This is a genomic window from Acidovorax sp. GW101-3H11 (genome assembly GCF_001633105.1).
Taxonomy (GTDB): Bacteria; Pseudomonadota; Gammaproteobacteria; order Burkholderiales; family Burkholderiaceae_C; genus Acidovorax.
This window is the reverse complement of the sequence record NZ_LUKZ01000009.1, coordinates 91,450-112,675: the sequence shown is the minus strand read 5'-3', so window position 1 is coordinate 112,675 and position 21,226 is coordinate 91,450. Positions and strand designations below refer to the sequence as shown.

The following is a 21,226-nucleotide window of genomic DNA, read 5'->3' as shown; positions in this document are numbered from 1 at the left end:
AAATAGTTGGGATTTTGGCGGTGGGAATAGCTCAGATCCAGTTGGACGCCTGACCCCCATGATGGTCTTCGAGCGGATCATGCCGCGTCTCGTCCGCACAATATCTGCGCCTTACCGGACCAGGGTACGGTAAATGCGCATGACCTTGGCGACATACTGCTGTGTTTCCGGATAGGGAGGTATCTGCCGTCCGTGCTTGATTACAGCGCCTTCGCCCGCGTTGTAGGCCGCCAAAGCCAGTTCCTTGTCGCCATCAAACATGCGCAGCAAATCCGCCAGGTAGCGGCTTCCGATCTGCGCATTCACCTTGGGCTCCATGGCGGCATGACCTCCCTCTGATGCAGGTCGCGCAGAGACGCCGTAACGCTCGGCAGTGGCAGGCATCACCTGCATCAGGCCTAGAGCCCCTTTGCGGGATACCGCCTTCTCGTTGAAGGCCGACTCCGCCGCAGCCACGGCAATCACTAAAGCCGGATCCAGAGACTGCGACAGGGCTGCGGCCTCCAGGTGCGGCTTGGCTGCATCAAAACCAGGAAACTGCAGAGCCGATGGCTCGCGCTCTTTGCCAACCCTATCCGTCTTGATCGATGGAATACGGCTGAGCCAAGTCACCCCCCGCGAGGCAGGCGGCGGGGAACCATTTCCCATATGCACCACGCCGTCACCGTCCACAAACTCCCAGACTGCGTCGGCCCAGGCTACGGATGGGAAAACAACCCATAACGAAGCAAGCAGCATGGCCGCGCGCGCCAAACCTACCGCCTCTCGCGACATGCCGCATGCCCTCTTTTTCCATTCCGTGTACTCATCTGTATCCGATTCACTCTGCTCAGCGCCAGATGCCCTTGACCATGGACCAAACGCGCCGAAGCCCTGTAACAGACGGCGCAGGCTGCGGCCAGGCATCACCACGCCGCGCACGGATCAGCCTCGCCGGCATACCCGCCGCCACCATCCCTGCGGGTACATCCTGCCGGACCAGCGCGCCGGCAGCCACCACGGCACCACGACCGATGGTCACACCTTCCAGAACAATGGCGCCCGCCCCTATCCAAGCCCCATCTTCGATCGTGATCTTGGCGCGGGTAATGCGGTTGCGAGCGATGATCACATCCCCTTCGTCGATGGCATGGCCCGCAGACAGGAGCTTGGCGTGGGGCCCGATCAGCACATCTTCACCAATCTCCAGTCCGCCCTCGCCAGATAGGTAGCCCCCTACATTCACGATAGTGCGCGCACCAATGCGGATTCCTACACAGGGGTCCGCCACCACATCGCCCAACACCAATCGCGTCTGCGCATACAGACTGACCCCGTCAGCCAGGCTCAACACATCGGCACGCTGACCAAAGCGCATCACAGACACGGACGGGTCAATCCTGCAGTTGGCACCAAGGACATCGATCCCCGCATGCGACACCGTGAAATCGGGAACCCCTAGCAGCATGTTGCCCTCACCATGGCCATCCCATCCATTCAGGCACCACCCATGAGCCGGCGCCAGCGTCGAGACCAGCCCCCCCCCGGAGGAGGGGGCGCTGCCAACTTGGCGGCCAGTTCAGTCTCAATCGCCGCCTTTTCGGCCCGCACCATATCCATCTCTGCGCGCAACTCCCTGACCTCGAACTGCAGCTTACCGATGATGTCCTTGGCCTCCGAAAAGGCCTTCTGGTGCTCCAGCAGCGACGCACGCTCGCGCTGGTGCACCACGGTAAGGGCCTGAAGATCATCACGCAGCTTGTCGGCGGCACCACGGGCCTCGATCAGCTCCCAGGCAGCGGCATCCACCGAAGGTGTCACCACCACCATCCACTGGTAGACATCAAAATCCTGCCACCCTGCCAACAGCGCCTGGCGCTGGTCGCCGGACAGCGCACTCCAATACCAGGCAAATTCGCTGCACTCGACTGGCACACGGTTGGCCTCCCAAACCCTGGGCGACCAGCCGCAGTCCAGCAACACCTTTTCAATACTGCGCTTGGTGAAAAACCGTACATGGGTTCGGTCAAGTTGGCCCTTGTCCGAGTAGTCGAAGATGCCATTGCGCATCGCTGCCACCACGCCGGCATAGGCGATGTTGGGCACGGAGATCACCAGTTGCCCCATGGGCGCGACAAACTCGCTCAGACGGAGCAGCACCTCTTCGGGCTTCCTGAGGTGCTCCAGCACGTCACATGCCAGCACCGCGTCAAAACGGCGGCCGGCGATCGCTTCCAGCCAATCGGTGCCGTCCAGGTTCCCCGAGATGACTTCGACCCCCAACGCCTTGAGCACCTCCAGGGCCTCGGGGTCATTTTCCACCACCGTCACCCGGTGGCCGCGCTCCAGCAGGACCCGGGTCATGGCACCAGGACCCGGCCCCAGTTCCAGCACCGAACCGCCCCCTGGCGGAACCCTGCGCAGCAACCGCGCTGCCCACTCATCACCATCCGGCTCGAATGCGTAGTCGTAGCGCTCAATCTTGGTCATGCTTGTCCCCCGGCTTTGGTTCTGGTTTTAATTCTGGCGCCTGTTGCTGCCACATCTGATCCCACAATCCCCACTGCCACCAGGCCCAGGGCCTGGTCCGGACATCTTGCTCCAAACGCTGGACAACGGTATCAATGGCCTGTTTGGGGTTGTCTGGCAGAGGCTCGACCTGCACCTCCAGACGGCCTGGGCTGCTTGCACGAGTCACAGCATGCAACAACGGGGCACCTGTCGACTGGGCCAGGCGCTCAATGCCCGTGGGCAGACTCAACACCCCTCCCAAGAACGGATGGCCCCGCAGGCGGCCAAATTCTGGCCGCCACGCATCAGCCAGGATCACCCAACCCTGGCCTGCTCTAAGACCTTCATGTACCGGACGCAAACCGTCGCTAGTGGTATGCCATGTACCGCCGGTCACGGCGGTATAGCCCTGGATCTTGCGCAGCAGAAAGCGGCGCTGCGCCGCCTGCAGTTCGGGGTTGTCGAGCACAGGCATCGTCAGCACGTTGGTGGCGATGCCCGCTCGCGCGAGCGCTACCGGTGCGCTCAGAAGCCGGTCATAGTGGTTAAGCACCAAAATGAAACCCTTGCCCTGCCGGGCCAAGCTCCTCGCATGTTCAACCCCTTGCAGGTCGATGGCGGGCCCGCCCCTGCAGCCCAGTCGGTGGAACGCCATGGCATCCACCATCTCCTGTGCCAGCATCGCCAAATGGGCCTTTGCCCATTGCGTGTGCTCGCCCTCCGCGGCCCCCGGGAACACTCGGGCAAACAGACCTTCCAACCAGCGCAGCAAAGGCTCGCGCTCGGCGGCAGATTCGCGACCTATCCGCCCGGCAAGCCGCCAAGGCAATGTCGTGGGCACGCGGGCCATGGAGGGGAAGAGCAGGTCCAGAGACCAGGCACGCGTCATTCCACCAGCACCCACTCGTGCTCCAGCCAGGCCACGCCAAACTCCCGGTGTTTCTGGTTCAGCACGGTAAAGGGCTGGATCAGCTCCGCCATGTCCAGAACCTGAATGCCTGAATCGTCCAGCACATACACACTCCACAGGTATTCGCCCGACAGCAACGGAAAGCGCGGAAAACGCATTCGGATGCGGTGGGTGCCAACGCCCTGCAGCGGCTTGCCTTCTGCACGGAACTGCGTGCTGGTGCCGAACACGTTGTCCTTGTCCGGCCGGACGATCGCAAACAGCACATGGAATGGCGCCTCAGCGTAGGACTCGATCACGAGCTCCACCGACAAATCCTGGAAGGAGTCAACCTGCGCAGGATTGATCCCATCCCCCGTTTCGATGGTCAGCCCCCCGATTTTTACGAGGGGGGCCCCCGAAGACGTGGCCGCAGCAGGGGCTGCATCTTTCTTTTCTGCTGCCTCGTTCGACTCGACACGCAGATGCGCATACCGGCGCCGCTCATGGGACTCGTAGGCCGTGACCACATCTTCGGTCGCCCCGATGGCCTGGATCCGCCCGCCATGGACCCACGCGGCCCGCTGGCACAGGCTGCGCACCTGGTAGAGATTGTGGGAGCAAAACAGCACCGTCGCACCCCGTTCGCGCAGCTCCAGGATGCGGTTCAGGCTCTTCTTCTGAAAATGCAGATCCCCCACGGAGAGCGCCTCATCGACAATCAGCACATCCGGGTCGATGGCGGTTGCGGCGGCAAACGCCAGCCGCATAAACATGCCGGAAGAGTAAGTCTTCACCGGCCGCTCCAGGGTCTCTGGCGTCAACTCCGAAAACGCCGTGGCCCGCACGATGAAGTCTTCCATCGCCACGCCCTCCAGGCCATGCAGGGCAGCCATGAAGCGGATGTTGTCGTATCCCGACTCCTCGGGGTGAAAACCCGCACCCAACTCCAGCAGCGCGGCCACGCGCCCCTCCTGAGTCACCTGCCCACGCGTCGGCCGGATGGTGCCTGCAGCGATCTTCAGCAAGGTGCTCTTGCCCGCGCCGTTCTCACCGATCAGGCCGAACGTTTCGCCCGCCTGGACTTCAAAATCCACACCCGTCAGTGCCACATGCACCCGGTGGCGCTGGCTGCGCGTTATCCATTCCCACAGGCGGTCCTGGGGACGGGCGTAGACCATGTAGGTCTTTTCGATGCCCTCAAAGCGAATGGTCATGATTTACAGTGCCTCGCCCAACGCAGACTTCATTGAGCGGAAGAACCACCACCCGCCACCGCCAAGCAGCACCACCCACACCGCCAGGGCCACAGGGGTTCCAGGCGGCACAGGCATATGCAGCACCGCGCCTTGCACCATGAGCACCAGACAGGCCAGCGGATTGAACAAGAACCAGCGGTGGAACTGTTCCGGCACCTGGGACAGCGGGTACACGATGGGTGTCAGATAAAACCACAGCTGCAAGCCAAAGGCCACCATGGAGCCCACATCGCGCCACAGAAAATGAGCCATGCTAAGCAACAGCGTAAGGCCATAGGTCAGTGCAATCTGAGCCACAACCAACACGGGCAACCAAGCCAGCGAGGCATAGGGCCCCACTCCCTGCCCCACCGACAGCACCAGAAGCAAGCCATAGCCAATACCGAGCACCAACAGACTACCGCCCACCGACACGGCAGGCAGAATTTCGGCGGGCATGGGCTGCTTGCGCAGAAAATCCTCATAGGCGGCCAGGCACCCAACCCCCCGCCCAATGGCATCGGTGAAAGGCAGCCACACCGCCAGACCGGCGAGCAAATGCAGCAGGTAGCCATTGTTCACATCCAGCCCGGGCACCCGCACGGCCAGCACCAGGCCAAACAGAACATAAAAGATCGCCAGGGAAGCTAGCGGCTGGACGAACGCCCAGGCAAAGCCCAGCACCGACCCGGCGTAGCGGGTCTTGAATTCGCGCACCATCCAGTAGCGCCACAAAACCCACAACTGGCGCGCATTCCTGGGGGCGGCCGAAGACACGGCTGTCACCGATGATTCCGGGCGCGTCATGGCACCGTCCGCAACCACTGCACTGACATGGCCACGCCTTCCTCAAAAGCCATCGCTGGCGTCCACAGTAGCTCCTCCTGGGCGCGCTGAATGTCCAGCACGTTGACCGGGGGGTCGAACGGACGTGCCGGAAAAACCCGCCGCTCCACAGCCTTGCCCAGCAAGCGCTCCAGTGTGTGAATGATGTCGTTGACACTGTGGCCTGTACCACCGCCAACGTTGAACGTCCTCGTCGGCCCTTCATGGCGCGCTGCGCTCACAAAAGCCCGCCCCACATCGGCAGCGTAGACGAAATCCCGCACCACAGAGCCGTCGCCCCATACGTCCACCGAATGGCCATGCAATGCGCGATGCGCAAACACCGCAATCACCCCCTGCACACCGTGGGGCTGCTGCCACTCGCCATACGGATTGCTCAATCGCAGAATGCGGCTAGGCAGGCCATGCTGAGCCTCTTCTATACGCAAATGATGTTCAATCGCCAGCTTGGTGGCTCCATAGGCGCCCATCGGCATGGTCGGATGCGTTTCGCTCAGCGGAACAAACTGTGGTCGCCCGTACACGGCTCCGCCCGACGAGGCAAACAACAGCCTGGGGCGAGCCCCCTTCTGGCGCAGCGCCTGCAACAGGCGCAAGGTGCCCACCAGGTTGGTCTGCGCGTCCTGCACCGGGTCTTCACTCGCCGTGGCGGGCACTGTGGACGAAGCCAGGTGAACAATCACATCCGCACCGCCCACCCTGTCCCACCACGAGGCCAAGTCAAAACAATCCGCTTGCACCTCACCCGCCAGCCAGGGGGCGCTCCCCGGTTGCGGCAGCATCCGGTCCACCGACCACACCGCCATGCCCTCGGCCGCCATGGAGCGTCCAATGTGGCGCCCCAGGAAGCCTGCCCCCCCAAGAATGGCACACCGCATCAGGACTCGCCTCGCGGCTTCTGTGCACGGGCGCGCTGCAAGCCCACCTCGAAATCACGGGCCACGGCATCCCAGGTCTGGCTTCGGGCAAACGCTTCTGCACGCTGGCTCATGGCGTGGCGCCGCGCATCGTCCTCCAGCAAGGCACACACAGCGTCTGCCAGTTTTTCGGGCGACGACTCCGCCAGCATCACCACATCATCGTTGAGCAGCCACTCCACGTTGGCCCCCCTGTTGGACACCACGGCACAGCCGCTGGACATCAGCTCCAGAGGAAGCAGCGATGCATTGGTGAGCGACAACACCAGCGCGGCATCGCACTGGCTATACAGGTCAGGCAGATCGTCCAGCGCCAACGTGCCGCAATTCAGGTGCGGAAACGGAATGTGGTAGCCCGCCGTGTCCCAGCCCGCCAGCACAAACTGCACATCGGGCAAACGCTCCCAGACGGCATTCAGCACCAGCAGGCCCAGTTCAAACGCACGCCGGGGCGTAGGAGGGCGGGCATAGAAGAACACCCGGCGAATTTCCGGCTCGCGCCGGGGCAGGCGGCGGTAGCGCTCCAGCTCCACGCCAAAACCCACCGGGTGGGTGGTCATGCCGTATTCCTGCGCCAGCTTGTGCGCCAGCCAGCCACCGGCCGTGATGCCGAAGAATCCGAAATGGTAGGTGTTCTCGGCCAGCACCGACTCCGACCCCACCGGGTAGAAATGGGGCTCGTAGTCCTGCACAAAATACAGTTTGTGCCGGGCGCCCGTGAACGCCCGCACCGCATAGGCCGTGTCCCAGCCCGTGGCCAGGGCAAACTCGCAGGGGGGCAACTGGTCTAGCCCCAGCAGCACCTGAGCCTGCAACGGAAAGAAATGCTCGCGGATTTCGTCGCGCGCCTCGTCTGCATTCTGGTGCATGACGGGCTTGCCGATCACGATGGTGGACGTGTAGCCCATCTGCTCCAGGTGCCAGATCGTTCGGAAGATATTGAGGTGCCCGCCCGAGCCCAGGTTGAAGTCAGGAATGAACCACAGAAGGGTTCCCGCCCTGGCCTCGCCCGGCAAGGCATGCAGCACATAGGGCAGCGCAAAGTCGTAATGCCGAAAGACATCGACATACCGGCCAGGCCCCTGGCGCAGGCGGCGCACCACGGCACGCAGGGCGGGGAGCACCCCCTCCTTGCGGACCATCTCTTTGACACGCCAGATTTTCTTCTTAAGGTTCAATGCCATGGTCAGGCCGCCCCTGCGCGCTGCAATTGCTCATCGCGGGAAACCGAGCGCAACAGCCAGGCGGGCAGGCGATCGTGGCGCGTCCCCAGGTATTGCCCCACCACACGCGCAAGCTCGATGCAGGCCATGTACCCAGCATTCTTGAACAGGCGCCAGCCCCGCAACCCACCCGTGCGCAGCCACGCCAGATCCCGCTTGGCCAGGTGCACGGCCGACTTCAGGGCCCGGGGCAGGCTGTCCTGAATGCGGTATCCAAAATAGAGATTGAACGAGCGTGCCTCGTCAAAATTGCGCTGCAAGGTTTCCCACACGCCGAAATCATGCGAGTGGTACACCACCGCATCGGGAACAAAGGCCTTGGCATGGCCCGCCTCAATGGCGCGCAAAGCCCATGTCTGATCTTCGGAAAAGGCCACTTCTGGCAAGGGCAGTTGCTCCCACACCGAACGGCGGATACATGAGTTGTTGCTGGAAAAGAAATGCAGCCACTGCCGATAACCGGGGTCGGCTGCAAAACGGGCGCGGTCTTCCAGGCGCACCACCGACAGCTTGTCGCCAAAACCGGCAAAGTGCTGGTTCAGCTCGCAGTGCGTGACATGCCGGGCATGGGGATGGGCCCGGTGCGGCCCAAAGGCCCCTGCTACCGCAGGATCAGAATCACAGCCCTGCACCATGTTGACCAGCCACTGCGGGCTGGCTGGTCGGGCATCTTGCGTGATGAACACCAGGAACTGCCCCGATGCCATCGACGCCAGCAGATTACGCGTGCGACCATGGCCAAACTCTGCAGCGGGAATGGTCTCGACACGCACACCATGGCGGCGTGCCAAGTCCACGGAGCCATCCGATGAACCGGAGTCCACCACAATCACTTCGAAGGGCCAAGGCGTCTGCTGGGCCAGCACCGCCTCCAACACATCGCCCAGCAGGGCCCCACCATTTTTGACTGGTATTAATACAGACGCTCGAATATCAGCCATGCGATGCAACAGCAAGTCCTTGAGAAGGCGAACCCATGAGTCTAACAAATCCACCTACAGGGACCCGCCCAACGCATCCAGGGGACTATTGCTGCGGCTTCGCGTCAGCCTTTTCGTCGGACTTGGCATCTGCCTTGTCAGCGGCGTTGCCTCCCGCCACGCTGTTGGCACGGGCCATGAATTCACGGATGGCTATGCGGTCAATCTCCACTCCATAGCGCTTGAACAAATCCGCGCGCATCTGGGTCTGCGCCTCCTGACGGCAGTGGCTCACGGCACGGTTGGCGGCAAACGACTTGGCCTCGTCCCACGACAGCTGGCGCGCCTCGCGCTTTTGCAGCACCGAGAACAGATAGACAAATTCGCCATCTTGCACCGGCCCCAGCAATTCGCCCGCCTTCACAGTCTTTAAGGCACGCATGAGAGTGTGGTCGCCATCCAATGTCAACCAGCCCAGGTCACCCTGCGCATCCAACGAATACTCCCCCTGTGCGCGCATGGCTACCAGGGCAAATTTCCGCTGCCCCTGGATCACGGCACGGGCCTGATCCTGCAGCCAGGCCATGGCTGAGCTATCCCCGATTTGCGTGGAGGCTGGCAGGATGATGCGTTCTACCCGCGCTTGAGTGGGCAATACAAAAGCCTGGGGATGAGCATCGTAGTATTGGCGCGACTCCTGCTCGTTGGCAGGCGCCTCGCAAGCAGGCGCTTGTTTTTTGTAGACCGCCAAACCATAGATGTCGTCAAAACGCAGGGGGGGGGTGCCCTCCTCCACCTTGCGGGGAAATTGCAGACGCTCCCCTTCCAGCACCAGCACGCGGGTCATGGCCATTTCCTGCACCGTGCCCTCCACCCCCCAGGCATTGCGCGCGATCTGCCGAAGGTCCATACGGCGATCCAAATAGTCCGACAGATCCTGCTCACTCACCACCTCGCCATTGGCCAAGCGGGCCAAAGGCTTGGCCGGCTGGGCCCAAGCCGAAGCCAGCGTCATACACAATACAGCAGCCGCTACATGCTTGATTTTCTTCAGCATCATCTCTTTTCGTCCTCTTTATGGCATTTGGGGTTGCGCCTGTTCCCACAGGGGCCCATAGATAATTTCAACGCCCATTTTTTTGGGCAAGGCGGCAGAGTTGTAAACCACCAAGTCTTGTACACCGTCGGCATCGGCATCCACCAGCTGCAACCCGGTGGCAAAACCATCCACCGGCAACCAGCGCGTCTCCAGCACAGTGCCATCGGCGCCGAGACGCTGCAGGTACAGGCGAGAATCTGCGGCCCAGATCACCAGATCGTCGGTCAACGGCAACACACTCACCGTACCCAACAGAGGCGCAGCGATCCATTGAAGTTCCCCGCTGTCCATGTTGAAGCGCAGGTTACGGCCGCCCGTTTCCAAAGCCACATACAACCAGCGGCCAGAAGGCGATGGCCGGGTTTGACGCGGAACGATTTGTGCATCCACAGGCACCGTCAACAGGGTGCGCGCAGCCCCCAGCAAGTTGTCCTCCGGCACAAAAACAACACGTTTTTCATCCAAGCAGGCCGCCACCACCCCCCCTCCGGGAACACCTGGGGCACGCTGCACACGCACCGGATGCCAAGGGGCCTCGCACCACTTGGCACGCTGTACGCGCGTGGCCTCGGGCTGGTCTGGCACATACTCTACCCAAGCCACCTCCTTGCCACTGTAAGGAGTGGCCAAAAGGCGAAAGCGCCCCTCGGATGCCTGCACTAGCACCACATCGCGCGGCGAAAGCCCCACAGGAATCTGGCGGATTAACTGCAAGCGCCCCTGCACCACACGAAACACGTCAAGGGAAAAACTGCCCTCCACCGCCGCCACCACCAAGTCATCAGTGAGCCAAATCGCACCGTCGGGGTGGTAGGCCACCGGCTGCCTGTCCAGCAGGCGCGCCTGCCGCCCCTGCACCTCGTAGAGCACCACTGTGCTCTTTTCATGCTCCACCGTCACCAACCGGCAACCCGCAGCGCCACAGCGCAGCTGCCCACCCCATGCCATGGGTACATCGATCCCAGTGCGCGCAACCTGCTTCTGCACGGAAGACCCACTATTGACAGAAACAGCACTAGGCCGCCCCTGGGGCGACACAGGCGGGGACTGACACGCAGCCAGCAGCACAACAGCGACGGCGACCACCGCCACCTGAAAAGGGCGCCCAAATGTCATTTCAGAATTCCTATTTTTGACACACCAAAACAAATAGCGCCCAAAGGCGCTATTTGTTTTAGGGGTGGCATTAAGCCACCCTTTATTATGCGTAAAGACGCGGACAAGCCGCATCTTCAGGCATTAACGGTGTGCGCCCAGCAGGGTTTGCACAGCGCCAAAGGCGGGAGCAACGATCGTGGAGTAAGCAACCACGTCACCACCGATGGTCGCCAGAGGGCCTTCAGCAGCTGGAGGAGCCACAGGGGCGCCAGCTGGCAGAACCGATGGGTTCCACTCAATGAAACCGTCCGTGAACGCAGCAGGGCGGCCAGCGATGGTTTCAGGATCGAACCACGACAGTTCGCTTTCAGCCAGGATGAAGTTCACGGATTGGCGGTTTTGCGCGTTGTCATAGATGTTGACAGTGTGCGTACCGATTTGGTTACCCGTGGACCACACCGTGATACGCGTGTCATTACCGCTGTTCAGCACGCCGTCGATGAAGTAACGCAGAGACATTTGGGTCGTGGCAGCACGGCCAAAGGGCTCAACCAGAACTGGAGCAGTACCAGCAACCGAAGCGGCGCCAGAAACGCGCTGCAGGCTCAGGTGACCCATCGTGGTCAGGTTGGTGCCAGCAGCCAGCGCCAGAGGGCCGTCGATCACGGGCGTGTAAGCAACGCTCTTGCCAGCGACGTCCACATAGAATGCGTTACCGGCGATTTGCGCGGTAGCAGCACCAGCAGCAGCCAGAGTTTGGGTTGCGCCCACGCAAACGTTTGCAGCAGTAGCGCCAGCAGCAGGAAGACCCACTGCGAACACCATATAGCCGCGCTTACCTTCCATGCCAACGCCGGAAGCTGCAGCCCAGTTGAAACCGGTGTACTGCTTAGCAGTCATACCGAAGCAACCATCCACGCCGTGGTTGGAGTTCTGGTCAAACCAAGTCCAGAACACTGGGATCGTACCGGTGGATTGGTTGATGATACCGACAGCGGTCGTGTTGGCAGCACCGTTGTGGATCACGTTAGGAACCACGAAACCGTTGGAGAACGAACCGACGGTATAAGCCTGAGCCACACCAGCCGTCAGCGCAGCTGCCGCAACGGCTGCCAGAGCAAATTTTTTCATCTTAAATGTCCTTAGAAAAAAGAAGGAAGCTTCCCACCCTTGCGGGCTGTGCAACCCATCCGTCAAACCGTTTGGGCTGCGAGTATCTTAGCCCGTGAACACAGGGTTTTCAATCCTTGCATCACTTTCATTTTTTTCACCCTTGTTTTGTTGCAGCAACACAACGAAGCGCATCAAGGCTTGCAGCCCTCACAGAATGCTCTTGCGGTCTGCGTGGTACCACAGCCCATCCAGCCGCACCCACTCATCCTTCAAGACCGCCTCTTGGTTCATCATGCGTAGCAGGGGCACCGAGTAATTGACCTTGACATTCACCACGGCGCGATCTCCCTCCAGAGAGAGGATATCCTGCACTTGCACGGCTTCATAAAGAATGCCCTCGCGCTTCAAGTAGGCCTGCAAGGTCCACCCCGGCTTTTTGGACAGCTCCTCATACTTCCAGGAAGTGACCGCATCGTTGTCTTGCACCGACTTCCAGAACTCCTGGGCACGTTGCAACAAGACCTCGCGGTCTTTGGCGGGCGAGGGGCTGCTAGCAGCACACCCGGTCAACCCAACGGCCAGTGCAGCCATAACAGGCAAAGCCAGGCGACCCAGCATACGACGACGTTGAAACATAGGCAATTTCATGCATATTCTCCTAGAAAATGGGGTGTGGCTGAGCATCCACTAACTAACAAGCTATATCTTTTGCTCAGCGCGGAAGCTGGGGTTGTTCGGATTGTGCGGCGGGCACTTCTGCTTCATTACGCGGCATCGACGGGGCCGACTGCAAAGACATGGCGCGCATGCGCTGGCGCAGTTCGGCGCTGGCGCTGCGCAGTGCGTCGTCGTCTTCCAGCGCGCGCGGGGTCAGCAACACCAACAACTCGGTGCGGTTGTTGTTGTTGGTGGTGTTACCAAACAAGGCGCCAACCACCGGGAGGCTGGAGAGAAGGGGCACACCGCTGCGGCCGGTGGTGTCGTTTTCACGGATCAAGCCCCCCAGCACAATGGGTTCGCCGGAGCGCACGGCCACCCGGGTCTGGATCTGGCGCGTGAGGAACGCACGCTGGCCTGTGGCAGAGTCTGCCTCCCCCACGTCTGTGACCTGTTGCGAGATGTCCATGGTGATCAACCCCCCCGCATTGACCGAGGGCGTCACGGAAAGCATCACGCCTGTGTCTTTATAGGTGATGGACTCGGTCACCAGGTTGCCCGTGGTGACCGAGGTGGAGCTTTTGATCGGCTGCTGCTGCCCCACCTGGATGGTGGCATTGTGGTTGTTCAGCACCAGCACCGAGGGGCTGGACAGCAGGCGCACCTGGGATTTTTCAGCCAGCGCATTGAGCGTGGCACGCACAACACCCGCCTTGTTGAGGATGGTGTACGAGAACCCTGGCTGCCGGGGGGCAATAACACCCGAGTCCCGCATGTTCAGCAGGGCCTGCCCTTCGCGGCCACCCGAGATGCTGTTTTGCACAAACCATTCCACGCCATATTGAAGGTTGCCCGTGAGGCTGACCTCCACGATGCTCGCTTCAATCAGCACCTGCGCGGGCGCCTTGTCCAGCTCGCGCAGCGCCTGCTCAATGCGGCGGTACTCGGTGCGCGGGGCGCGGATGAGCAGGGCGTTGCGCTTTTCGTCGGCCACCACACGCACGTTGCCGTCCAGTTGGCTGGTGGACGTGAGCGAGGTGTTGTTGGGCGAGGTCTTGTTGTTTCCCATGGCCTGAAAGCCGCCCCCCCCTGCAGAACCCGTGCCGGTGCCCGTACCTGCGCCCGTGCCGGTTCCACCCAAGGGGCTCGTACCACCCATGCTGCCGGAGTTGAGCCCAGCGCTACCAGTGCCTGCACCCTGGGTGAACTGCGTCGGCGCAGAGCCACCCGCCACCCCACCACCCGACTTTGCCTGCGCAGACTGCCCGCCAAACAGGCCATTGAGCATTTCCGCCAGCTGCAGTGCGGAGCCATTCTGGACGGGGTAGACAAACAGGCTGGCTTCCAGCGTGTCGGTCGGTCGGTCCAGGCGCCGGACCCAGGTTTCGACCTGGGTCAACAGGTGCGCACGGGGCGTGACCACAACCAAGGCGTTGAGCCGCTCCACCGGAAACACCCGGATGAGCCCGCCCAGGGGGCTGGCCACCTGCGCGGAGGCGCCTGCAGCACCGCCCCCTGGAGCCGCACCAGCGGCACCCGGGGCGGCACCGGCCGGCGCGGCAGGGCTGGCACCGCCATAGGGGTCTGCCGACTTGTCGGTACCCAGCATGGCCTGCAGAGCGTCGCGCACCACATTGACGTTGGCATTCTCTAGAACAAACACGCCCAGCGACATACCGGAGAGGAAGTCCACATCAAAGGCGTCCACCATCTCCAGCCATCCGCCCAACTGGGCCTTGCTGCCCTGCAGCACCAGCAGGTTGCGCATGCTGTCCACATAGACAATCGCCTCCCTGGGGGCGATAGGCGCCAGTATCTTGGCCATTTCGGCCGCTGCAATATGGTTCAACGGAACGATGACCGTGCCCGAGCCCGACAGATCCTTGAAGTTGGAGGCCCCCACCACCGGGCGCGCGCCCAGGGTGACCGTGCGTTTGGTAACGTGGTACACGCCCGCGTTGTCGCGAACGATGGCCAGATCGTGCGGCAAGAGCACTGCGTCCAGCACATCGAGCACCTGGCTGCGCAGCAGCGGCTGGCGCGTGTGCAGGCTCACCACGGTGTCGCCACCTGCGTCGATGGTGTAGTTGAGCTTGAGCAGATCTCCCAACAAAGCGGTAGCAAGGTTGCCCACCGTGACATTCTCGAAGTTAAGGGCAACCTTGTCGCCCTGGGCCAGCACGGGATCCACGCGCGGCGCGATACTGCGCTTGAAGAGGTTGTCGTCCCCGGGGAACATCCGGGAGCCTCCGGCAGGCCGTTTGATTTCAGGAGTCTTGGCTGCTTCCGAAGTGGAGGCAGGCAAGCTGCCGGCCACCGTCGGTGCAACAGACAGAGCGGGCGCTGGCGCCTGGACCTCCTCCTTAGTGGCAGGCGCTGCCGTGCTGCCGACGACAGAAGCAGGCACGGCGGCAGACACAGGCGGGGATACAGGACTTGCAGCGGGCCCACCCTGCGTGCTGGCACAGCCAGAGGCCAACAAAGCTAGCAAAAGAATGGAAGGCCGAATGTTCATAGGGGATAACTCCACAATATTGGGGTGCACTACGGTGGCTTAGCACCTGCTGTTACTGGTTTGCAGCAGGATTGCGCGCACGGTCGCCGATGGGGCCAGCGATAGGGCTGGTTTTTGCAGGCGCCGCAGCGGGACTTCCCGCCTCCAGCGGCCGCTCTACCTGCCCCTCGTCTGCTGAGGCAAAAACGGCCTTGCGGCCATCAAACGACACGATGCGCCAGGGCTGGGTTGCTGCTGTGATCTTGAGGGTGCTGCCATCGGCGCGCTGCAAAATAGCCACACGCTCCCCTCCCGACTCCAGCACGGCCGTTAGCCGCGACTGCGTCAGCTCACGCGCCACGCTACCTTTTTTGTCGTCCACATCCAGGGGTCGGCGGGAAACCCATAACACGGGGCGCTCCAACGCCTGCCTGGCGCGCATCGGCACGGACTGCGGCATGGGCTCCACCTTGGGCAGGTCGGGCCGACGCTCCTTGGGAGGGACCCAGCGGTCTTTTTCGGCCTGCCACCAATAGGCGCTTGCAGCCAGCGCTGCAGCGGCTAGCAAAGGGGCCAGATACCATGGCTTGATCATCATGGGGTGACCTTTTCTGGCGCCAGGGGCGCCTCCAGCTGCAAGGCCAGGCGCGCAGCCTGCGGGCCAGCGCCCGCGCTGGCGCCTTCGCGCGTGATGCTGGCCGTACGCACCCAGAACGGCGGGCGGTGCATTTGCAGGCTCTCCATGAAGCCCACCAGCTTGGACCAGTCGCCCGTGACTGTGGCCGTGAGGCGTATGCGCGCCAGCTTCCCTTCCGCCCCCGGCTCCAGGGCCGCCTGGGAAGACACCAGAGTGCTGCCAGAGGCTACGATCATCTGGCGCAGCTTCTGTTGAACCTCGTTCTGCGCAGCTTCGCCACCAGGATGCAGCCACGGAGCCACCGTACCGTTGGCAGTGCCCAGCAGGGTTTCGATGTCGGCGCCCGCATTCACCACACCCTCAAGCCGCTCGCTGCGGGGCTCCAGTTGTTGCAATGCGTTGTCATAGCGGGCCCAGAGGGCCTGGTACACCAGCGCAGCACATACCAGCCCTCCAAAGAACAGCAGCAGCACAACAACTACCGCGCGGCGCAACCAAGGATTCATCAGTTTCATGGCTTTGCTCCTTCGCCGCGCCAGCGCATTTCGAAGGTGAAGCGCTCCTTGTTCGACGCGCCTTCACGCACGCTGGCCCCCGTGGCCCGGACATCGGCCAGCGCGGGGTGGCGCCCCAGCTGCGCGATTAGTTCTGGAGCGTTGGAAGTCAATCCCGTGATGCGGATCTCTGAGCCGTTTATTTCGATGCGGTCCAGCCAGGTATCGCCTGGCAAGGCGGCCGACAGGCCGTCAACTACGCTGGCCAGAGGCAGATCGGTGCCAGCATTCTTGCGCAACTCCTCGGCCACGTCGGCCTGGCGGCGCAGCTCATCCATCTTCTGGCGCAGGGGCGCTGCCTTGGGCACCAGCATGTTGACATGCTCGACCGCCCTCACCACAGCCTGGCGCTGCAATACCAAAGGCATCAGCGCAGGCAGGGACAGCGCCACCAACGTCAGCAAGAGCAGCACCACGGCAGCACCATCCACCCACCGCTGGCGATTGCTCTGCTTCTGCCAGGCCTGGTTACGCACAGGAAAAGCTCGACCTTCCCGCAACAGAAAAACAGGCGCATCTGCGGGTAGCCCATGCTGGGTCAGCAGTTGGTCGCGCACGCTGCGCCGACACATTCCCCATTGGATGGACCAGCCTCCGCTGGCCTCCGGCTCGGCTTTCCAGGCTGAAATGATCTGATCCGGCGGCAGGGGGGACACGCGCCACAGCGCCTCTTCCACCGCACCGCCCAAAGCTTTGCGCGGCATGGAGGGGAGCTGCACCGCCCCCCACAGGCATTCCATTTCTGGCACCAACAGGCTCACGGCCTTGCGGCTGCCAACCCGCTTGCGCAAACGCCCCCCAGTCACAGACCAGCGCCCCCCATCGGAGGCCACGGCGACGCTGGCACTGGCGGGCCAGGCGCCATGCTCCACCAACACCCGCCTGAGGTCACCAATGCCCCATGCGAACCGGTCAAGCGCGGTTTGCACACGAAGAGATAGCTGCCCCCGACCTGTCATGGCTTGAATTCCTGTTCCGGCTTGTTGAAGCGGCGTGTAGGCTCTACCGAGCGGGTTGTCCATGGCGTCAATGCGTCTGGGCGCTCGCTGGGGTCGATCCAAACCTCGCGCTGCCACCAACGGTCGCCTTCTGCCTGGGTGAAAGCTCGCACACGTACAGTCTGCCCACCTGACGACCGAGCAGGCGTGAAGAACTCGGCGGCGGCTCCTGAAAGAAGCACACCCGCCCTCATTTCCGGTGGGGATTTATGAATGCGCGCCCCAAGACCCTGCTGACCCGTCAGGGCGTCGATCAGTGCGGGGGGAGCGGAGTCGATTTCGATGCGTTGCTGCCCGTTGATGCCCAAATGGGGCGCGATTATCTCATAGAGCCCTGCGGTCATTCCGAGCACCGATTTCAGGTCGGAAAGATCTTCCAGCGCCGAGTTCCGGGGCATGGAAGGCCAGCCAGCAGCACGGTACTGGGCAGCCTCAGCCCCTCCCACCCCACCGGGGGTATCGTCGGGATCAATGTAGTCCTTCACTCGAGAGGCGAGGATAGCTGCCTCGCCAGACGAGAGCCCTCCCGCCCTCTGGAAAAGAGCCTGGAGCAGCGCCTCGCTGGCGACGTTGACGTCCACCAGACCTCCTGATGGCGTGATTTCCACCCAAACATCGCTTTGCCCCAACGACAGCCGCTGGACCCGATACTGGCTGTCCTTGCCTCTGCCAAGCAGCAGACGCTGGGCAGTCAGCTGTATTGCGGCGTCCAGAACAGACTCCACACGCAGGCGCTCTATATCTAGTGCTGTCCGCTGGGTTTGTTGCCGCACCCCCTGCGCGCCCGCAAGCACCACCAGCGACAGTGCCGCCACCAGCCAGAGCACCATGATGAGCGCCGCGCCCCGAACATTGTGTACACGCGAGGCCATCACCGGGCCCTCGCCAGGGGGAATACCAGGGATGGCCATGCGCCACGTTCGTCGGCGATCTCGACACGAACCCTTGCAGGATAACCCGCTCTGGACGCGTCCCATTGCTGCGTCCATTCGCCGGAGCGTCCATCCTGGTAGTACCACTGCAAGGTCCGCACATCCCGCAGCAGGGTCTCACGCAAGGCCTTACTCCAGTCCAGCGCCATGAGCGCGCCATCGTAGGGAACAGCCTCAACAGAAAGGTCTATACGGCCGTTCTCATGGCGCAGAGGGTTCATGCGAAACACATAGAGTCCGCCCGCATCGCCGCGCTCGGGCAAAGGGGCGACCCAAATGACCCCCGCAGCGTTGCCACTGAAGAAATTGACAAACGTATTCCCGTCACGCCGACTGAGCAAGCGCAATGCATCGAATTTTCGCCCCAGCCACTGGCTGACCACCAGCATCCGCTCCGAGCGCTCCATCACGCGCTGATTGCGCTCTTCAGAGCGACCAATCACACCAAAGCCTGCAAACATCAGCGCAACCACCGCCGCCGTGACGGCCAGGGCAATCAGCAGTTCCAGCAAAGTAAAACCGCGCGATCGATTTTGGAGAAGGCGGTTCATGGCGTTGACCGGTATGGTTTCCAGGTGGTCCAAGTCATGACCGTAGGGCCCTCCTTGCCACGCGTGACGTAGACGGTGACCTTGGCCGCACGCAAGGGCTCTCCAGGCACAGGTCGCCCGTCTTGCTCCCGCAAGGGAATCTGCTCCGCATGCATCTCGACATGCCAGTGCCACTCCCCCGAAGCACCACTTAGCTGCCGCTCTGCATCTTCTGCAAACGTGCTACTGGCCAGCGCCGAGCGGGCTACCAGCGCCGCTTCGATCCGAGATTCAACATCCATCACGCCCTTAGAGCTTTGCCCCACCGTACGGTAGAGACTGGCAAGGGCAATGGCAGCAATGGACATGGCGACAAGCGCCTCCAACAAGCTGAAACCTTGCTGGCGTGGCCCCCGGAGGGCCTGCCTGTGCCCGCCGCCAGCACGGAGGCCAAGGCACTGCCACAGACGGCAAATCACCGTCATGACGGCGCCACGGCAGCAGCTTGCTCTACCGTGCCCAGCAGCCAGTTCACCCGAAAGGCCAAGCCTTGCCCCCCCCGCAACACCGCTAACCGCCCTCCCCGGGCACCGCCATCGGGATTGAATACAAAGAGCGGGATGCCTGACCCAGACGCTACCCCAGTACTGCCGCGTTCCAGGGCATCCCACTGGACCTGCAACGCAGAGGGGATATCCAGGTACAGACGATCATCCACAAGGAGCTTGCGGACTTCAGGCTGATAGGTGACAACCACGGATCGCCCCTCCCGCACGCTGAGTGCCCTTGCCTGCTGGAGTTGATTGGCAATATCACGCACGGTCTGGTGGTAGCGGGATCGCTCCATGAATGACTGCCCACCGACGCCGACCACCGACACCGCGATGGCAGCCACCACCAGCACCACCAGCAGTTCCAGCAAGGTGAACCCCCGGCTTGCCTGACTTGCGCAACGTGCGCGCAAACGCATCATCATGCAATGTGGATCACTGGGCGGGCATCCTGCACTACGGGCAATTCTTAGTTATAGACGTCGGCGTTCTCGCCGTCGCCACCGGGCTTGCCGTCAGCCCCCAGGGAAAACACGTCCGGGCCGCCGTGGCGGCCGGGGTTCTTGTACAGGTAGGCGGCACCCCATGGGTCGGTTGGCAGGCCCTTCTTGAGATAGGGCGCCGTCCAGCCCTGCGCGGTGGCGGGCTTCTCCACCAAAGCGCGCAGGCCTTCGGCGTCATTGGGGTAGCGGCCCACGTCCAGCTTGAAGAGGTCCAGGCTCTGTTCAATTTCGTTGATCTGAATCTTGGCAGTCTTGGACTTAGCACCGCTCAGTTGGTTAAGCACCTGGGGGCCGACCAGACCCGCAAGCAGCGTCAGGATCACCAGCACCACCAGCAACTCGATCAGGGTAAAACCCCGGGAATGGCGGGGCTGCGCAATTTTTTGCATATTGGAGATATTCACGATATTCATGAGTATTTGTAAAAATCAAAACAAAATCTAAATGGTGTCATTGATAGACAAAACACCACCCAGGATGGCAATAATAATAAATGCAACCAATGCACCGAGCACAATAATAATCAGTGGTTCCATGGCGGCCAGAACACGCCCCATGGTGCGTCGGCCCTCGTCCTCATAACGATCCGCCAAACCCAGCAAGGTTGCATCAAGCTGCCCGGTTTCTTCCGCCACCCGAATCAACTGTGGCGTGCTGGACTTGCCCAGATAGGGCGAGACAAAACCCGCGGAGAGCCGCTTGCCCGCCTTCACCAGACTCACCAGCGGTTCGATGTCCTTGCGCAGAGCGGTGTTGGTCAGCGTGTCCACCGCAATGCGCAAGGCGTCCACCATGGGCACACCGCGCTGCAGCAGGATGCCGAAAGTCCTGAAGTAGACCGCAAACTGCAGGTTGCGAAGCACCTTGCCAAAAAGCGGAACATCGAGCAGCAGGCTGTCGAGCCGCAAGCGGCCACCTGCGGTCGCGGCCCACCGCGATCCCAGAAACAACAGCGCGGTCACACCCAGCAGAATGGCCATCCAGTGCCCACGGATCGCGTCACTCATGTTCACCACAAGCCGCGTCGAATAGGGCAGCTTGTCGCCCATGGAGTCGAAAATCTCGCGGAACTGGGGCACAACAAACGCCAGCAGGAGCACCACCGACAGCACAGCAACCACCAGCAGGATGATGGGGTAGGTCATGGACGAGATGACATAGTTGCGCAGCTTGTCGTCCGCCTCCAGCTGCACGGTCAGCTCCTTCAGCACCACGTGCAGCGAGCCGGAGGTTTCCCCTGCACGGATCAGCACCAGATACTGGCGCCCCAGGTCTGCCTCGAACGGCAGCAGCGACTGGTAGAGGGATTTACCCCCGCGCACACTTTCTTCCACCTTGGCGATGAAGATTTTCAGGCGATCGGTTTCGGCCGTTTCCTTGAGCATGGCCAGAGCCTTGTCCAGCGGCATGTTCGCCTGCTTCAAGTGCGCCATCTCACGGCTGAACAACAGGATGTCTGCCCGCTTGAGCCGCGCACCACGGCCTTGTGGCGCGTCAGGAGAAAGCGCCCGGGCCGTGTCGTCAATGCGCACGGGCG

At 62.1% G+C, this 21,226-nt stretch carries 23 protein-coding genes; all 23 read right to left on the bottom strand.

Annotated elements, in window-relative coordinates; all coding sequences use genetic code 11:
- Positions 1 to 111: 111 nt before the first annotated feature.
- The 23 genes from A1D30_RS06585 to A1D30_RS06475 all read right to left on the bottom strand — a co-directional run bounded on the left by A1D30_RS06585 (position 112) and on the right by A1D30_RS06475 (position 21,221).
- Complete coding sequence (locus tag A1D30_RS06585; protein ID WP_063459987.1) at positions 112 to 738, bottom strand: lytic transglycosylase domain-containing protein; 627 nt, start codon at positions 736 to 738, stop codon at positions 112 to 114.
- 91 nt (positions 739 to 829) lie between these two features.
- On the bottom strand, positions 830 to 1,447 hold the full coding sequence (locus A1D30_RS06580) for an acyltransferase (RefSeq protein WP_063459986.1): 618 nt from the start codon (positions 1,445 to 1,447) through the stop codon (positions 830 to 832).
- A 29-nt stretch (positions 1,448 to 1,476) separates the two neighbouring features.
- Positions 1,477 to 2,469, bottom strand: coding sequence for a class I SAM-dependent methyltransferase (locus A1D30_RS06575; RefSeq protein WP_082836349.1), 993 nt, complete (start codon positions 2,467 to 2,469; stop codon positions 1,477 to 1,479).
- Positions 2,456 to 3,340, bottom strand: coding sequence for a hypothetical protein (locus A1D30_RS06570; RefSeq protein WP_242421812.1), 885 nt, complete (start codon positions 3,338 to 3,340; stop codon positions 2,456 to 2,458). The genes A1D30_RS06575 and A1D30_RS06570 overlap by 14 nt, the downstream gene beginning before the upstream one ends.
- A 35-nt stretch (positions 3,341 to 3,375) precedes the next feature.
- Positions 3,376 to 4,596 carry an ABC transporter ATP-binding protein gene (locus A1D30_RS06565; protein ID WP_063459984.1) on the bottom strand — a complete coding sequence of 407 codons (1,221 nt, stop codon included), beginning with the start codon at positions 4,594 to 4,596 and terminating at the stop codon, positions 3,376 to 3,378.
- A 3-nt stretch (positions 4,597 to 4,599) separates the two neighbouring features.
- Positions 4,600 to 5,424, bottom strand: coding sequence for an ABC transporter permease (locus A1D30_RS06560; protein ID WP_063460837.1), 825 nt, complete (start codon positions 5,422 to 5,424; stop codon positions 4,600 to 4,602).
- Positions 5,421 to 6,341, bottom strand: a complete 921-nt coding sequence (locus tag A1D30_RS06555) for an NAD-dependent epimerase/dehydratase family protein (protein ID WP_063459983.1) — start codon at positions 6,339 to 6,341, stop codon at positions 5,421 to 5,423. The genes A1D30_RS06560 and A1D30_RS06555 overlap by 4 nt, the downstream gene beginning before the upstream one ends.
- Positions 6,341 to 7,564: a glycosyltransferase family 4 protein gene (locus tag A1D30_RS06550; RefSeq protein WP_082836348.1), complete on the bottom strand. Its 1,224-nt coding sequence runs from the start codon at positions 7,562 to 7,564 to the stop codon at positions 6,341 to 6,343. The genes A1D30_RS06555 and A1D30_RS06550 overlap by 1 nt, the downstream gene beginning before the upstream one ends.
- A gap of 2 nt (positions 7,565 to 7,566) precedes the next feature.
- A complete protein-coding gene (locus A1D30_RS06545; RefSeq protein WP_063459982.1) occupies positions 7,567 to 8,544 on the bottom strand; it encodes a glycosyltransferase family 2 protein in 978 nt (325 codons plus the stop codon).
- A gap of 85 nt (positions 8,545 to 8,629) precedes the next feature.
- The gene (locus A1D30_RS06540; protein ID WP_082836347.1) at positions 8,630 to 9,583 is read right to left on the bottom strand and encodes a peptidylprolyl isomerase; all 954 of its coding nucleotides are present in this window, start codon (positions 9,581 to 9,583) and stop codon (positions 8,630 to 8,632) included.
- A gap of 15 nt (positions 9,584 to 9,598) precedes the next feature.
- Positions 9,599 to 10,570, bottom strand: coding sequence for a VCBS repeat-containing protein (locus A1D30_RS06535; protein WP_206779302.1), 972 nt, complete (start codon positions 10,568 to 10,570; stop codon positions 9,599 to 9,601).
- Positions 10,571 to 10,861: 291 nt separating this feature from the next.
- On the bottom strand, positions 10,862 to 11,851 hold the full coding sequence (locus A1D30_RS06530) for a hypothetical protein (RefSeq protein WP_063459979.1): 990 nt from the start codon (positions 11,849 to 11,851) through the stop codon (positions 10,862 to 10,864).
- A 189-nt stretch (positions 11,852 to 12,040) separates the two neighbouring features.
- Positions 12,041 to 12,481: a hypothetical protein gene (locus A1D30_RS06525; protein ID WP_063459978.1), complete on the bottom strand. Its 441-nt coding sequence runs from the start codon at positions 12,479 to 12,481 to the stop codon at positions 12,041 to 12,043.
- Between the two features lie 64 nt (positions 12,482 to 12,545).
- Positions 12,546 to 14,729 carry a type II secretion system secretin GspD gene (gspD, locus tag A1D30_RS06520; RefSeq protein ID WP_242421810.1) on the bottom strand — a complete coding sequence of 728 codons (2,184 nt, stop codon included), beginning with the start codon at positions 14,727 to 14,729 and terminating at the stop codon, positions 12,546 to 12,548.
- A 328-nt stretch (positions 14,730 to 15,057) separates the two neighbouring features.
- Entirely contained in the window at positions 15,058 to 15,582 is a 525-nt protein-coding gene (locus tag A1D30_RS26365; protein WP_242421809.1) for a hypothetical protein, read from the bottom strand.
- Positions 15,579 to 16,136, bottom strand: a complete 558-nt coding sequence (gspM, locus tag A1D30_RS06510; RefSeq protein ID WP_199865933.1) for a type II secretion system protein GspM — start codon at positions 16,134 to 16,136, stop codon at positions 15,579 to 15,581. Before gspM ends, A1D30_RS26365 begins: the two co-directional genes overlap by 4 nt.
- Positions 16,133 to 17,197, bottom strand: coding sequence for a PilN domain-containing protein (locus A1D30_RS06505; RefSeq protein WP_242421808.1), 1,065 nt, complete (start codon positions 17,195 to 17,197; stop codon positions 16,133 to 16,135). The genes gspM and A1D30_RS06505 overlap by 4 nt, the downstream gene beginning before the upstream one ends.
- Positions 17,131 to 18,084 carry a type II secretion system protein GspK gene (locus A1D30_RS06500; RefSeq protein ID WP_242421807.1) on the bottom strand — a complete coding sequence of 318 codons (954 nt, stop codon included), beginning with the start codon at positions 18,082 to 18,084 and terminating at the stop codon, positions 17,131 to 17,133. The genes A1D30_RS06505 and A1D30_RS06500 overlap by 67 nt, the downstream gene beginning before the upstream one ends.
- A complete protein-coding gene (locus tag A1D30_RS06495; protein ID WP_063459975.1) occupies positions 18,045 to 18,656 on the bottom strand; it encodes a prepilin-type N-terminal cleavage/methylation domain-containing protein in 612 nt (203 codons plus the stop codon). The genes A1D30_RS06500 and A1D30_RS06495 overlap by 40 nt, the downstream gene beginning before the upstream one ends.
- Positions 18,653 to 19,120: a prepilin-type N-terminal cleavage/methylation domain-containing protein gene (locus tag A1D30_RS06490; RefSeq protein ID WP_082836345.1), complete on the bottom strand. Its 468-nt coding sequence runs from the start codon at positions 19,118 to 19,120 to the stop codon at positions 18,653 to 18,655. Before A1D30_RS06490 ends, A1D30_RS06495 begins: the two co-directional genes overlap by 4 nt.
- Positions 19,117 to 19,605, bottom strand: a complete 489-nt coding sequence (locus A1D30_RS06485) for a GspH/FimT family protein (RefSeq protein WP_063460831.1) — start codon at positions 19,603 to 19,605, stop codon at positions 19,117 to 19,119. The genes A1D30_RS06490 and A1D30_RS06485 overlap by 4 nt, the downstream gene beginning before the upstream one ends.
- A 50-nt stretch (positions 19,606 to 19,655) precedes the next feature.
- Positions 19,656 to 20,102: a type II secretion system major pseudopilin GspG gene (gene gspG, locus A1D30_RS06480; protein WP_063459974.1), complete on the bottom strand. Its 447-nt coding sequence runs from the start codon at positions 20,100 to 20,102 to the stop codon at positions 19,656 to 19,658.
- 27 nt (positions 20,103 to 20,129) lie between these two features.
- Positions 20,130 to 21,221: a type II secretion system F family protein gene (locus A1D30_RS06475; RefSeq protein ID WP_242421805.1), complete on the bottom strand. Its 1,092-nt coding sequence runs from the start codon at positions 21,219 to 21,221 to the stop codon at positions 20,130 to 20,132.
- Positions 21,222 to 21,226 lie beyond the last annotated feature (5 nt).